Annotated in this window: 15 protein-coding genes; 1 reads left to right on the forward strand and 14 read right to left on the reverse strand. The window is 43.4% G+C overall.

The window, feature by feature from the left end:
- Positions 1 to 41 precede the first annotated feature (41 nt).
- The 12 genes from FQT28_RS08500 to FQT28_RS08555 form a co-directional block, all read right to left on the reverse strand.
- Entirely contained in the window at positions 42 to 1,298 is a 1,257-nt protein-coding gene (locus FQT28_RS08500) for a diaminopimelate decarboxylase (protein WP_143989933.1), read from the reverse strand.
- A 66-nt stretch (positions 1,299 to 1,364) separates the two neighbouring features.
- Entirely contained in the window at positions 1,365 to 2,192 is an 828-nt protein-coding gene (purR, locus tag FQT28_RS08505; protein WP_002874197.1) for a pur operon repressor, read from the reverse strand.
- Positions 2,193 to 2,296: 104 nt separating this feature from the next.
- Complete coding sequence (locus tag FQT28_RS08510) at positions 2,297 to 3,238, reverse strand: 3'-5' exoribonuclease YhaM family protein (protein WP_143989934.1); 942 nt, start codon at positions 3,236 to 3,238, stop codon at positions 2,297 to 2,299.
- Entirely contained in the window at positions 3,228 to 4,484 is a 1,257-nt protein-coding gene (locus FQT28_RS08515) for a DNA recombination protein RmuC (RefSeq protein ID WP_162284878.1), read from the reverse strand. The genes FQT28_RS08510 and FQT28_RS08515 overlap by 11 nt, the downstream gene beginning before the upstream one ends.
- Before the next feature lies 1 nt (position 4,485).
- Entirely contained in the window at positions 4,486 to 5,148 is a 663-nt protein-coding gene (locus tag FQT28_RS08520) for a thiamine diphosphokinase (RefSeq protein ID WP_143989936.1), read from the reverse strand.
- Entirely contained in the window at positions 5,111 to 5,767 is a 657-nt protein-coding gene (rpe, locus tag FQT28_RS08525; RefSeq protein ID WP_143989937.1) for a ribulose-phosphate 3-epimerase, read from the reverse strand. The genes FQT28_RS08520 and rpe overlap by 38 nt, the downstream gene beginning before the upstream one ends.
- Before the next feature lie 10 nt (positions 5,768 to 5,777).
- A complete protein-coding gene (gene rsgA / locus FQT28_RS08530) occupies positions 5,778 to 6,656 on the reverse strand; it encodes a ribosome small subunit-dependent GTPase A (RefSeq protein WP_143989938.1) in 879 nt (292 codons plus the stop codon).
- Between the two features lies 1 nt (position 6,657).
- Positions 6,658 to 7,530 (reverse strand): 16S rRNA (adenine(1518)-N(6)/adenine(1519)-N(6))-dimethyltransferase RsmA, encoded by an 873-nt coding sequence (gene rsmA, locus FQT28_RS08535; RefSeq protein WP_070567742.1) that lies wholly within the window; start codon positions 7,528 to 7,530, stop codon positions 6,658 to 6,660.
- Positions 7,531 to 7,549: 19 nt separating this feature from the next.
- Positions 7,550 to 8,263: a dimethyladenosine transferase gene (locus FQT28_RS08540; protein WP_143989939.1), complete on the reverse strand. Its 714-nt coding sequence runs from the start codon at positions 8,261 to 8,263 to the stop codon at positions 7,550 to 7,552.
- A gap of 191 nt (positions 8,264 to 8,454) precedes the next feature.
- Positions 8,455 to 8,790: a hypothetical protein gene (locus FQT28_RS08545; protein ID WP_084948415.1), complete on the reverse strand. Its 336-nt coding sequence runs from the start codon at positions 8,788 to 8,790 to the stop codon at positions 8,455 to 8,457.
- 92 nt (positions 8,791 to 8,882) lie between these two features.
- Complete coding sequence (gene rnmV / locus FQT28_RS08550) at positions 8,883 to 9,449, reverse strand: ribonuclease M5 (protein ID WP_132972676.1); 567 nt, start codon at positions 9,447 to 9,449, stop codon at positions 8,883 to 8,885.
- Complete coding sequence (locus FQT28_RS08555; protein ID WP_143990078.1) at positions 9,446 to 10,222, reverse strand: TatD family hydrolase; 777 nt, start codon at positions 10,220 to 10,222, stop codon at positions 9,446 to 9,448. Before FQT28_RS08555 ends, rnmV begins: the two co-directional genes overlap by 4 nt.
- Positions 10,223 to 10,371: 149 nt before the next feature.
- On the opposite strand from FQT28_RS08555, the gene FQT28_RS08560 reads away from it, so the two are divergent.
- Positions 10,372 to 12,216, forward strand: a complete 1,845-nt coding sequence (locus FQT28_RS08560) for an APC family permease (RefSeq protein ID WP_143989940.1) — start codon at positions 10,372 to 10,374, stop codon at positions 12,214 to 12,216.
- Positions 12,217 to 12,307: 91 nt separating this feature from the next.
- Here FQT28_RS08560 and FQT28_RS08565 read toward each other — a convergent pair whose 3' ends face one another.
- Together FQT28_RS08565 and rpmH are read right to left on the reverse strand one after the other, a co-directional pair.
- Entirely contained in the window at positions 12,308 to 14,269 is a 1,962-nt protein-coding gene (locus FQT28_RS08565) for a peptide ABC transporter substrate-binding protein (RefSeq protein ID WP_143989941.1), read from the reverse strand.
- 143 nt (positions 14,270 to 14,412) lie between these two features.
- A complete protein-coding gene (gene rpmH, locus FQT28_RS08570) occupies positions 14,413 to 14,547 on the reverse strand; it encodes a 50S ribosomal protein L34 (RefSeq protein ID WP_000831902.1) in 135 nt (44 codons plus the stop codon).
- Between the last annotated feature and the right edge of the window lie 139 nt (positions 14,548 to 14,686).

The following is a 14,686-nucleotide window of genomic DNA, read 5'->3' on the forward strand; positions in this document are numbered from 1 at the left end:
TTTTTAGAAAGCAATCTGTTTTTCACTTTCATTTTCATTTTTTAATGATCGAGTTCAAAATCAAAGCCATACAAGGTTGCAAAATAGTCCTCAGGGCGCTCTGCACGGCGGATTTGGCGGGCTTTGCCTTCTTCAGTATAAAGGATTTCTGCCGAGCGTAGTTTGGCATTGTACTGGTAACCCATGGAGAATCCATGTGCACCTGTATCATGAATCACCAGTAAATCACCGATTTCTGTATGAGGTAGTTCGCGATTAATGGCAAATTTATCATTGTTTTCACAGAGTGAACCAACCACATCTACGACCTCCACTGGGCCATCTGGATGGGTCAAATTGGTGATATGGTGGTAAGCTCCATACATGGCTGGGCGCATGAGGTTGACGGCCGAGGCATCCACACCTAGATAGGTACGGTAGGTTTTCTTTTTATGAGTGACTCTTGTGACCAAAGCTCCGTGAGGAGCTAACATAAAGCGGCCCAATTCAGTGAAAATCTTGATCTGATCAAGACCTGCCGGCGTAAGGACTTCTTCATAAACCTTACGAACTCCCTCACCAATCACAGCGATGTCATTTGGCTCCTGGTCTGGACGGTAATTGACACCAATACCGCCAGAAAGATTGATAAAATCTAGTGAAATACCCAACTTGTCCTTGATTTCAACGGCTAATTCAAAGAGTTGGCGGGCCAACTCTGGGTAGTAGAGATGGGTCACAGTATTCGATGCTAGGAAGGAATGAATCCCAAATGTCTTGGCCCCTTTTTCCTTCAAAATCGCAAAGGCTTCAAAAAGCTGGTCCTTGGTCATACCAAACTTGGCCTCCCCAGGATTGTCCATGATATCTGTTCCTAGCTCAAAAACTCCACCAGGATTGTAACGACAAGAGATGATTTCTGGAATGCCTGCTGCACGCTCCAGATGTTCAATGTCTTCAAAGGCATCCAAGTTAATGGTTGCGCCCAATTCACGCGCATAAGCGTACTCTTGGTCTGGGGTATTGTTAGAAGAGAACATGATTTCAGAACCCGGAAAATCCAGTTTGTGGCTCATCAAGAGCTCTACATAACTAGAACAGTCCACACCACAACCTTCCTCTTGGAGGATTTTCAAGATGGCTGGGGTTGGAGTAGCCTTGACGGCAAAATATTCTTTGAATCCCTTGTTCCAGGAAAAGGCCTGGTTGACGGCTCTTGCTTTTTCACGAATCCCCTTCTCGTCATACAAGTGAAAGGGAGTCGGAAACTCTGCAACAATCGTTTCTAAATCTTCTCGGCTGATAAATGGTGTTTTCATAAGCATCCTTCTATTCTGTTTGCAAAGAAAGGCTGGGACAATCGTTCCAACCTTTAGTTCTATCTCTTATTTGTCTTCGTCAAAGATATTTCCAATCTCAACATCGATGGATTGGTTCTTGACATCAATATTGGTTACTTTCAAAAGTGACTTGTAATCAAACTGCTTTTCACGTTCTTCTTGGGCATTATCCGCAAAGACTGCTACACCAGCCAACTCTGAATCAAACTCACGCAAGAGACTGATCATCCCGTTGACAGTTCCTCCGCCTTTCAAGAAGTCATCCACGATCAAGACACGGCTTCCTGCCTTGAGACTACGTTTTGAAAGGAACATTTTCTCAATGCGGTCACCACTGGAACCTGATACATAGTTGACACTGACTGTTGATCCTTCTGTGATTTTCAAATCACGACGCACGATAACAAAAGGAACATTCAGAACGTTGGCAACTGCATTTGCGAGCGGCACACCTTTTGTTGCTACTGTCATAACGGCATCGATTTTTTGGTCCATAAAACTCTTGGCAATGATACGACCAATATTTTTCAAAATGGCGGGTGTACTGAGCAAATCAGATAGGTAGATGTAGCCACCTGGCAAGATACGGTCGCTTTCTGAAAGCTTATCACGCAAGTCTGCGATCATTTCTTTGGCTTCATGGCTGGAGATGGATGGTGTAAAGATAACGCCACCACCTGCTCCAGTCACTGTCTGGATATGACCGATTTCAATTTCCTCAAAGGCACGCTTGATAATCACGATGTCCTCTGAGATGGATGATTTGGCAGATTCGTACTTTTCTGCAAAGGTGTTGAGACTTGTTAGTTTGTATGGATTATTAATCAAATAGTTGGAAATGACAACCATCCGATCACTTCTTCTTAATTTCATTTTTATTTACCATTCCATTTAATTTTGATATTTTATCCATTATACCACATTCACATAAAAAAACGAACATTATTGCGTAAAAAATGCTCGTTTTTCTTAAATTATTAATCTAAATCTGGTTTATAGAAGGAACGATTGTCCATAGCGAAGATTTTATTGGTCATCTCTCCTTTGTCCACCAAAGCTAGAGCCGTTGACATCATCATCATGCTGGCATCTAGATTGTCAATCATATGAATAATCTCTGCCTCCATAACGCGTGGACGGACTGGACTTCCATACTCCAGCAAGCCATGGTGACTGAGGATAACATGGCGCAGTAGCACCACTTCTTCTCTAGTATCATCGATGCCTAGTTCCATGACTGTCTTGGTAATTTCACTATCAACCAGAGCGATATGTCCAAGTAGATTGCCTCGCACTGTGTACTCCGTCTGGTCTGGTCCCGTCAACTCAATAACCTTGGCTAAGTCATGCAACATAATCCCCGCATAGAGGAGGCTCTTATTGAGCTGAGGGTAGATATCGCTAATGGCATCTGCCAAGCGCACCATGGTTGCTGTATGATAGGCCAAACCTGTTTCAAAGGCATGGTGGTTGGTCTTGGCAGCTGGATAGGAGTAGAATTCCTTATCATACTTGGTGTAGAGACTGCGAACGATACGCTGCCAGACAGGATTTTCAATCTTGAAAATCATTTGCGACATGTAGTCACGGATTTCCTTGACATCGACTGGTGACTTGACCTTGAAGTCAGCTGGATCATTGGGTTCCCCAAGCTGAGGTAAACGAAGCGTGATCTGATTGACTTGAGGAGTGTTGTTATAAACTTCTCGACGTCCCTGCATGTGGACCACTTTCCCTGCGGTAAAGGTCTCAACGTTATGCGGTTGGGCATCCCAGAGTTTCCCTTCAATCTCGCCACTATCGTCTTGGAAGGTAAAGGCTAGGTAGTTTTTACCAGCACGCGTCTGTCTCAGGTCAGCTGATTTGATCAGGTAAAAGCCTTCAAACAGCTCATCTTTTTTCATGTGACTAATCTTCATATTCTTCCTCATCTTCTTGGAAATGGAGTAAATCAAGCGCAGGCTCACCTTCTGATAACTCAATGTGACGGAGCGTCCGCTCGATAGCTGTAGTACGACGGTTTAATAATTCATCAATATTGCCAGAGGCATGTTGGAGATGCTTTTGTGCCTTGACCAGAATGCCTCCGAACTTGCCAAACTCGGTCTTGACACTAGCTAGGGTCTTGCTGATATGGTCAGCACTCTTTTGGATATTGAGAGTTTTGAAGCCAACTGATAGAGAGTTAAGCAGGGCTGATAGGGTACTTGGACCTGCGACAATAATCTGCTCCTCCCGTCTCAAGTCATCAAAGAAGACCGGATTGCGGACGATTTCTGAGTAGAGTCCCTCTGTCGGAACAAACAAAACTCCAAAATTGGTCGTCCGAGGTGGCGCTAGATACTTGCTCTTGATATCCTTGGCAAAGCGCTTGACGCTAGCTAGGAGTGACTTGCGACAACGTTCGATTTCGTCCTTATCGCCTGCTTCATAGGCTTCTTCTAGGCGATAATAATCCGCCAGTGGAAACTTGGAGTCAATCGGTAGGTAGACATATTCTTGGTCGCCTTGGCCAGGTAACTTGATAGCGTACTCTACTCGCTCGCTAGAGTTTTCAACCGTTGCAAATTCTCGTTCGTACTGGGCAGGTGTCATGATGTCTTCAATGATTTGCCCCAGTTGCAATTCACCCAGAATCCCTCGCGTCTTGGTCCCAGAGAGAACCTTGTTGAGGGCCCCGACATCGCGGGCAACTGTCTGCATTTCTCCAAGGCCTCGATTGACCGACTCCAATTGCTTGGAAACTGTCTCGAAGGAAGCCTGCAAGCGTGTCTGCAAGGTCTTTTCCAATTTTTCCTCGACTGTCTGGCGCATTTGCTCTAGGCGTTGCTCATTTGATTCCTGCAGGGCTTGAAGGCGTTGGTCGGTCTTATCTCTGGTTTGAAGGAGATTCTCGTTCATCTCCTGTCTAACTTGAGTCAGGCCTTGGTGCAACTCCATTCGCACTTCCTGCAAACGGTCACTGACAGCCACTTCCAAATCTTTTTGATCCAGCTGACTGGCTTGTCTAGCTTGGTCAAAGCGATAATCCAGTTGGTCTGAAAGATTGTCTGCTTGATCCTCCAAGCTCTTGGCTAGGTACTTGTCTTGCTTATCCTGCCTTTGCCAAATCAGAAAGAGTCCAGCTAGGTTGACAATTAATAATAGTAATAATACAGTCTCCATCCTACCTCCTGTCCTTGCTATGTAGCACGACGACATAGCCATCTGGGCAAGTTACCGAAACTTCCCTATCTATATATTCGTTAGAAGCGTACACTTTTTTAAAGAAAAAGTTTTCCTCTGTCAATTCGTACTTGGCACCAAGAATAGTCAGCTGGCTATCCCGAACTGGCATAAAAGCTAGATAATCGTAGTCTGAATGGGGCTCTAGCTGACTGGTCCCTTCTGGACAATAGGCAATCAAGTTTTGCCCATCCTCAATCGCTATCTGACGCATATAGGGTGCCAACTTGGGATTGCTAGGCAGAAAGACATTAGCCAGCATATGGTCAATACGACCACCCAAAGCCCCAAAAATGGTCACTTGGGCTTGAGGATTTTTTTCAAAAATCGTTAAAAGTGCTAGTTCCAGATCCGTATCATCCTTTTCTGGCTGGGCTTGGACAAAATGTTGGGCACGTTTTTGAATCAACTGACGCTCTTCTGCAGTCACCGAATCAAAATCCCCAACTGCTAGAGCGAGAGGCAAATCTTCTTCCAAGACCCAGAGTGAGCCTCGATCCACACCAACAAAGCAGTCAAAATCCGGCCGATAATGACCACGGTCTCCGCCTGCAAAAACGGCAACCCTAGTCCAGTTGTTTTCTGAGAGTTTGCACTCGTTCATTGACATCTCCCTTAAAGACATAAGACCCTGCTACAAAAACGGTTGCTCCAGCTTCTTTGGCCTGAGCAATGGTCTGGTCATCAATACCGCCATCGACTTCAATTTCAAAGTTCAAACCTTTTTCCTCACGAAGGGTAACCAATTCGAGAATCTTATCCATGGTTTCAGGTAGAAAGGCTTGACCACCAAAACCAGGGTTAACCGTCATGACTAGGACTTGGTCAACTAGGTGAAGAACGTGCTTGATTGCCTCCACAGGCGTACCAGGATTGATAACAACCGAAGGTTTGACACCAAGAGAGCGAATCTTTTGAAGTGCTCCATGAATATGAGGTGTTGCTTCTACATGGATGCTGATGATATCTGCACCTGCACGCGCAAAGTCTTCTAGATGATGCTCTGGATTAGCTACCATCAAGTGGCAGTCAAAGACCATCTTGCTATGAGGACGAAGAGCTTCGACCACACCTGCACCAAAACTGATTTGCGGTACAAAGTGACCATCCATGATATCGATATGGGCATATTCTGCCCCAGTTGCTTCTAGGCGTTTGATTTCACGTTCAAAGTTGGCATAATCTGCTGCCAGAATTGACGGAGCAATCTTGTATTGAGACATAGGTTTCTCCTTATTTTGGAATTTTTTTACTGACTTTTTTATAGGTTTCTCTGCGATTTTCAATTTCGCTAAGGAATTGCAGGTAGTTGTCAAAACGGAAGGATGCAATGATACCCTCTTCGACAGCCGGCTTAACCGCACAGGACGGTTCATGGGTATGGGTACAAGTACGGAATTTACAATCTCGACTGACACTGGCAATCTCTGGAAAGGCCTGATTGAGGTCTTCAGCCGTTGACACTTCATAATCCAGTGATGAAAAGCCTGGTGTGTCCGCGATTTTACCCCCATTGAGGTTGTAAAAACTAACAGCTCGAGTGGTATGACGACCGCGACCCAGACTGTCTGAGATTTCTCCTGTTTCAAGATTGAGATCTGGTGCGATTTTATTGAGGAGGGTTGATTTTCCAACACCAGTCTGCCCCATAAAGACCGTCACTTTCCCTGTCAACAGGGGCAGGAGTTCTTCTTTACTGGTCACAAAGTCATAGCCGATGTCACCATAAGTCTGTTCATAAAAATCCAGTTCTCCTCTATCTTCCAACAAATCCATTTTGGAAATATAGACGATGGGATGAATGCCCTTGTGTTCCAAAAGAACCAAGAAACGATCCAGCAAATTGCTGTTGAAGTCCGGTTCCTTGACGGACATGATCACCACAGCTTGATCAATATTGACAATGGGCGGACGGACCAGACTGTTTTTCCGTTCGTGAATTTTGAGGATATAGCCCTCTGAATTTTCCTCTGCAGAAAAGTCTACCCAGTCTCCGACATAAGGCGTGTGACCTTTTTTGCGGAAATTCCCACGCGCACGTGTCTGATAGACTTGGCCATCACTCTCTACATAGTAGAATCCTGCCAAGGCTTTAATGATTTGTCCCTGCATCTTATAGTCCTTGTCCTTTGAGCGCATCTGCTAGACTGGCAAACTCTTCCAAGCTGAGAGCTTCCCCACGTACACTTGGTGACAAACCTGCTTGGTCCAAAGCCTTGGTCAACTTATCCTTGACTTCATCAGTTTTCCCAAAGTAGCCTGTCAAGTTGTTCCATAAGGTCTTACGACGATGGGTAAAACTAGCCTTGGAAACCTTAAAGAAGAAGTTCTCATCTTTCACTGCTACAGCAGGCTCTGGACGACGCACCATTTTCAGGATAGCCGAGTCCACGTTTGGCGCTGGCACAAAGACCGTACGAGGTACGATAAAGGCAACCTTGGCTGTCATGTAATACTGGACAGCAATCGACAAACTACCGTAAGCCTTGGTATTGGGTTGAGCGGAGATACGATCCGCCACTTCTTTCTGCATCATGACGACAAACTCACTAAAAGGAATGCCACTTTCAATCAAGTGCATGAGAATAGGAGTCGTAATGTAGTAAGGCAAGTTGGCTACTACCTTGATTGGTAGGTCTGGATTTTTGAAATTCTGGATATGTTGGGCCAAATCAACTTTTAGAATGTCCTCGTTGACCACTGTTACATTGTCAAAATCACGCAGGGTATCTGCCAAAATCGGTACCAAACGGTGGTCGATTTCAAAGGCCATGACCTCAGCTGCGCGCTCAGCCAGAAACTCCGTCAAGGCACCAATTCCTGGACCGATTTCAATAACATTAACCTGATCATCAATTTCAGCTGTATCCACGATTTTTTGAAGGATATTGGTATCCGTCAGGAAATTCTGCCCGAAGGACTTTTTAAAGGTAAAACCGTGACGCTCCAGCACTGCCTTGGTCACGCTATAATCTGCAATTCTCATTTATTCTCTTTTCTATTTATTAGCTAAAAATAATATATAAAACCCACATAATTACTAGTGCCAACAAAATCCAAAACACTAAAAGAACACGAGACTTGTTCACTTTTGAATCAGCTCCAGTCGTACCTAGCACTTTCTTATCTTCTTGGGGGTTCATTTTCTTCAGTTCATCCTGATAGGCAACCGAATCTACAATATTGTCTTCTGGCAATAATTCTGAAGCATAATAATCAGGAAAGCCCATAGCAAGACCAATTAAGTTCTTTTCTGTCACAGAAAAATCTAAATCTTTGGGTTGATTTTCCCGAATAGCTCGTATATTTTTTAACAGTTTATCAGAAACAACAGACACTTGGTCCATAAAAACAACATCTAAAAGATCAAATCCTAGCACATCACCGTCTTTGACATTTGCAAGAATATAACGGACAAAGTCATCATATAGTTGCACGGATTGCGGGGCATTCTCTTCTAAAAAAGATCGGTTTTTGAGGGCATTCTGCTGGAATTTTTCAATAGAAAGCAAGATATCTACATTCTGCTCTTGGTAAAATCTTTCTGCTTGCTCTTCATCTTCTTCCAGTTTTTCTGCTGTTTTCCAGAGAGCAATCGGAGCTTTTAAATCTTCTTCATCCCAAAACAATTGCCAAAAATAGGGTATTGTGTAAATTCCCGCTGTTAGAATACGGGCTTCATCTCCGTTTTTTAAGTAAATATAACTTCTATTTGCCATATCATTTCCTTTCACAATCTTTGAAAAAGGTTAGTGGTTCAAGTAGGATGTAGATAAAACTATAAAGTTTCCAATTTTTCATGCCCAATCGAAAACCTAGACTTCATTTAAAAAGATGTTTCATAAAAGTACCAAGGGACGATAACAATACATGACCAGTTCAACCTCGGTCAGGATATCATCTGCAATTCTCATTTATTATCTTTACTAATGTAGTATGCTTCCGGGGTATAATGATAGATCAAAACAAATAAGGGTGTCTCCGTAATTCCTTCCAACATCTCTTTTAATACTCCATCTGGATTGATAATCTCTCCTGTTTTAGTGAAATAAACACCTTGTTCCCCATTTCGATTGCGGAGTTCCCAGGCCACATTGTTTCCTTGAACAGACGGCAAATAACGTTCCCTTTCTAGAAAGTCAAAAAATTCTTTCACTGTCATATCTTCAGGAATCTCAAATTCCGTCTCATGAGGCAATACATCATCCCCCATACACACAGACTCTCTGTCAACTCGGATTTTCATTCGCTCTGTCCTTATAAGTTTCTATTTTAACGCTATCAAAATAAATCTAAGTACCTCTATTGTAACACATTCCCTTTGTATTTTTGGACTATCTAGCTATTATCATAACTTTCCATAGTCTCTTCCACTTCTGCTAAGGTCACCCCAAACAACTCTAAGCGCTTGAGGAGTTGCTTGCCATTGGAATAACCGATGCGGAGCCGTTCGCCTAGATACTCTCGGCGTCTACGACTGTCTGCTCCCGCTAGGAAACCAAGACGAATCAAGTCGCTTCGACTGATATCAAACTCGTTCTCGTTTTCAAATTGCTCTGTCACCTGAGCGAGCGCTGTTTTCAGATCCTCATAGCTGGCGTGTTCAATTCCTAGGGAACGGCCCTTGGTCTTGGACTTGGGAACCGCTTCATCTCGCTTGAGAAAGGCATGCTGGACTGTTGGAATGGCCGTCATAATCATGCGACGAATCCGCTCCCCATTAAAATCTGGATCGGTAAAGACAATGACTCCATGCAGTTCATGCAGGCGTTGAATTCGCTCTATATCTTGATCATTAATGGCCGACCCCCGGGTCTCATAGGTTTCCACGTCAAAGTAACGTTTGAGATTGGCCGTGTCATCACGCCCTTCGACCACGATAACTTGGAAAATTTTTTCTTTCATGATTGTTTTTCCAATCCAAAAATACGCTCTGCATTGGCAGTCGTCACAGCAGCTAATTCTTCTGTCATCATCCCACGCAAATCGGCAATAAAGTCCGCCACATAGCGTGTGTAGGCTGTTTTGTTTTCATGGCCACGTTTAGGAACAGGAGCCAGGTAGGGCGCATCCGTCTCTACCAAAATCTTGTCTAAAGGAAGCTCTCTAGCAGCTTCTTGGATATCCGTTGCTTTCTTAAAAGTCACCACTCCTGAGAAAGAAATGGTCATACCAAGATCGACAAATTTCTCAGCCCACTCGAGAGAGCCTGAAAATGAATGCATGATCCCACCACGAGGACCAACGCCCTCACTCTTGATAATCTCATAAGTATCTTCCAGCGCATCACGAGTGTGGACCACAAAGGGCAAGTTCAAATCCTTAGACAGCTGAATCTGACGACGAAAAACCTGCTCCTGCACTGCCTTAGGTGCTGTCATCCAATGGTAGTCCAGACCAATCTCACCTAAAGCAACAACCTTGTGATGTTTTAGTTTTTCAAGCAAGTAAGCTTCGACCTCATCTGTGTAAGTCCCTGCCTCCGTCGGATGCCAGCCAATAGTTGCGTAGAGCTGCTCATACTCATCTGCTAACTCTAGGGCTCGTTCAATGGTTAGCTTATCAAAACCAACAATATTCATCTGTGTCACACCCATCTCAGCAGCCAAGGCGAGTTCTTCTGCCTCGCGTCCTGCAAATTCTTCTACATTTAAATGTGTGTGCGTATCAAAAATCATCTCTTCTAACCTCATTCTTCCATCTATTATACCAAAAATAGCATCCCTCGGCTTGGAAAAATATCTAAAAACCAGTCATTCTCCCTTGACTGCCCTTTTTCAAAGCAGTATAATAACACTTATTGAAATTTTCAGTAAAGGAAAAGAAAATGTTTAGAAAATTAAAATATACCTTTATCGGTCGGCCACTCAAGTCTCTCACAGACGGCGAAGGGGGCTTATTAGGAAAAATGCAGGCACTTGCAATGTTATCCAGTGATGCCCTGTCTTCTATTGCCTATGGACCTGAACAAGTCATTCTCGTTTTAGTCAGTCTCTCTCCTCTCGCTATTTGGTGGAGCCTCCCTATCGGTATTTTTGTCCTCTTACTGCTCGCTAGTTTGACCATTTCCTATCGTCAAATCATTCATGCCTATCCTCAAGGTGGAGGGGCTTATATGGTCACTCGGGAAAATCTCTCCCCTGAACTGGGCTTGATTGCAGGAGGTAGTCTCCTTGTTGACTATATGCTGACAGTAGCCGTATCCGTTGCGTCTGGAGCTGATGCTATTACAGCAGCCATCCCTGCCCTCCATCCTTATAATCTTCATATCTCTATTTTCCTAGTCTGCCTGCTCATGCTCTTGAATTTAAGAGGATTGAAAGAATCTGCCGGTTCTCTGATGATTCCCGTCTACCTCTTTATCTTCAGTACCGTCTTTCTCTTGCTTTATGGGTTCTTTCAACTATTTACAGGTTCCCTAAACTATCAGGCGACTTCATCCATTGGGCAAACCGTTCCGAGCCTTTCCATCGTTCTCCTACTAAGAGCCTTTACCAGCGGCTCTGCCTCTCTGACAGGGGTTGAAGCTATTTCAAATGCGGTACCATTTTTCAAAACTCCGAAAGAAAAGAATGCTGCTCAGACTTTGACCATCATGTCACTCATTCTAGGTTTTCTTTTTGCAGGCATTACCTTCCTAAACTACTGGATGGGTATCACGCCTCAACACGGAGAAACCATCCTCTCGCAAATGGCCAAGGGCATTCTTGGTGATTCATTCTTTGGTCATGCTAGCTACTATCTCTTCCAGTTCTCGACAGCCTTGATTCTAGCCGTAGCTGCAAATACTGGCTTTTCAGCCTTCCCTATGCTGTCCTACAATATGGCCAAAAACAAGTACATGCCCCATCTCTTTATGGAAAAAGGGGATCGCCTTGGCTACTCCAACGGTATCTTAACTCTGGCTTTTGGAGCTATGATCCTTCTTCTCATTTTTAATGGGAATACTGAACGCTTGATTCCTCTTTATACTATCGGAGTCTTCGTTCCCTTTGCCCTTTCTCAGACTGGGATGATTCGCCATTGGAAAAAGGAAAAAGGAGCAAACTTCTTAAAATCTGCCTTCGCTAATATCCTTGGGGCCATCATTTGTTATGCCATTGTCCTCATTTTACTCCTCTTCAGACTGGGTGATATCTGGCCTTTCTTCCCAATTATCCTAGTTCTAACTTTCCTCTTTTTGTCCATTCACAGCCATTACCAAAAAGTGGCAAAACAGCTACGACTCTACGAAGGAATTGAAAAGCGCACTTATGACGGCAACCTTGTCCTTGTCCTAGTAGGAAATGTTACTCGAGTAAGTGTCGGAGCCATTAACTACGCTCAAAGTATCGGTGATGAAGTGTTAGCCATGCACATTTCTACTAAAGAAACGGCCGAAAAAGACCAAGAAATTCTTCAGGAATTTGCCGATTACTTCCCAAATATCGCTCTGAAGAATATCAATACCAGCTACCGCGACATCATCACCCCTAGCGTCAAGTATGTCAAACGAATCGCCCAAGAAGCTAAGCAAAAAAACTACACCGTTACAGTTCTTGTACCACAGTTTATTCCTAACAAGCCTTGGCAAAATATCCTGCACAATCAGATGAGCCTCAAACTAAAATACGCTCTCAGATGGCACGAAGACGTCGTTGTCGCCAGCTACTCTTATCACTTAAAAGAATAAAGAAAAGGCCCTACCAGAACCAAAAAGCGTCTGGTGGGGCCTTTTTCTGAATCCAGCCACTATGCTTAACTAAAAAGCATGACTAGGAATATTATTGAATGTGTTTAGCTAGATCTTCTTGAGCTTTTTTATTGGACTCAGTTTTTTCTTTTTGCCATTTTTCATAAAGTTCTTGGTACTGTTTCGCAGTCACGGGATCTTTTTGCAACTCAACATATTTGTAGTTATCCGCATCCCCTTTGTGTCCAACAAATGAGAAGGCTCCTGTGAACGGTACAGTCTTACGGAAGATTGGATTAGCTCCTCCACTTTGAACTGGCAGAAAGAGAGCACTATCTGTTAGCCAAGCTTGAACTTCGGCAAATTTCTCATAGCGAACCTGAGTGTTTTCAACTTCTTTATCTGCCTCATCCAACAACTTCTTGTAGGTAGAGAGACCGATTTTTTCCTTAACACCATTGTCTTTTCCTGGAGTCAAGCCAAGATTTTTTAACTGAGAACCAGAGTCTGGGTCCAAAAGGTCAAGATAGGTTTTCGGATCTGAGTAATCTCCACTCCAGCCTGAGATGTCGATGTCATAGTCCTTTTGTTCAGCTGTGTCAGCAAAGAAGGTTGCATTGTCTTTCTCGTCTGGAGAAAGTTGAATCACATCGATAACAATATTATCTGATCCAAGTGTCTCCTCAACCGTCTGCTTGAAAGAACTAGCTTGTTGTACGTCCAACTTAGCAGTCTGGTCCACTGGCATGTCTAGATGGATTGGGAAAGTCACACCTTCTGCCTGCAAACTTTCTTTGGCTTTGGCAAATTCTGCCTTGGCTTTATCAGCATTCAAGAAGGCAGGCTGAGCGTCGTTTAGATTGACATTAGCCCACTCTGAACCGTAGTTGACTATCTTTTCATTGACAGCATCTCCGAAGTTTTTCCCACCAATTTGAACAAAATTGCTTGGTGTGACTGTGTTTCGAAGGATACGATCAGCTCCATCTTCTCCATTTGTCTGGGCAGCGTAGGCATGACGGTCAAAGGCAAAGTTAATCGCCTGACGGAAGTCCTTATTTTGCATAGCTGCACGAGAATCCGTCTTTTCTTTATCCGTCTGTTTCATTGTTTGATTGTAACTTTGACGGTTAACATTGAAGAGATAGTAGAAAGTCACAGCATCCTGAGGAGTATAGGTAATCTTATCTTCATTCCCTTTTTTCAACTGGTCAAAGACAGAGCTTGTCGGGAAGATACGGCCATCTGTGTAGTTGCCTTCTAAGAATCCTCGAGCCAAACTATCTTGGTCTGAACCATCATAGAAGGAAAGTTTTACCTTCTCAATCTTGACATTGTCCTTATCCCAGTAATTAGGGTTCTTTTCAAACTCAATTAAAGATTTTGATGTGAAAGACTTGAACAAGTATGGCCCATTTGACAGGATACTAGATGGGGTAACACTTCCAAAGTCATCTCCCTTAGATTTCAAAAAGGCTTCATTGACAGGGCTCAAAATTCCCCCTGTTGTCTTTGAATTCCAATAAGACTCCGGCTTGTTCAAGGTGTATTGGAGAGTATAGTCGTCCACTGCCTTGACTCCAACAGTCTCAAAGTCAGATGTTTTCCCTTCGACATAATCTGCCAAACCTTTGATTGAATCCCGTACCAAGTACAAGTTCTCAGCCTTTTTATCCGCTGCATACTTAAGACCTGTCACAAAGTCATGGGCTGTCACTTCAGCGTATTCTTCTCCTTCAGAGGTATACCACTTAGCCCCTTGGCGGATTTTATAGGTATAGGTTAAACCGTCTTTTGATACGGTCCATGACTCTGCCATAGAAGGAACGAGATTGCCATATTTATCATTTTCCAACAAACCATCGATCAAGTTTGTCGTAATGCTAGAGGTCGAACCACGTGTCGAAGTGATATAGTCTAATGTATCTGGATTGCTGGCAAATACATACGAGTAGGTTTTATCTGTATTTGATTGTGCCGAACTACAAGCCGCCATCAAGAAGCTTGCACTTAAAATTCCAGCCCCTAGTAGGAGGGCTTTTGATTTCTTCATAACTGTTCTCCATTTTTATAGTATATGAAACATTATACATTATTTCAGAAAAAATATAAAGTATTTACAGACTGATATTATAGGAAAAAACAAAAGCCAGTAGACTCGAGTTCCTACTGGCTTCTTTGCTAAATTTGTTTGGATTATGCAGCCAAAACTTTGCGTCCTTTACGACGACGAGCTGCCAATACGCGACGACCGTTTTTAGTTGACATACGGTTACGGAATCCGTGTTTGCGCGCACGACGAATTTTACTTGGTTGATAAGTACGTTTCACGATGAATACCTCCTCATAGATTTTGTATTCGTTTAGCCGGCTATAAAGTGATCAGTTACTAAACATACTTTACTATTCTATCTGATTCTGATACTTTTGTCAATAGCTCTAGGCAAATGTTTCCAGCTTTTTCTAATGT

It is taken from the genome of Streptococcus oralis (assembly GCF_901543815.1).
Classification (GTDB): domain Bacteria; phylum Bacillota; class Bacilli; order Lactobacillales; family Streptococcaceae; genus Streptococcus; species Streptococcus oralis_CM.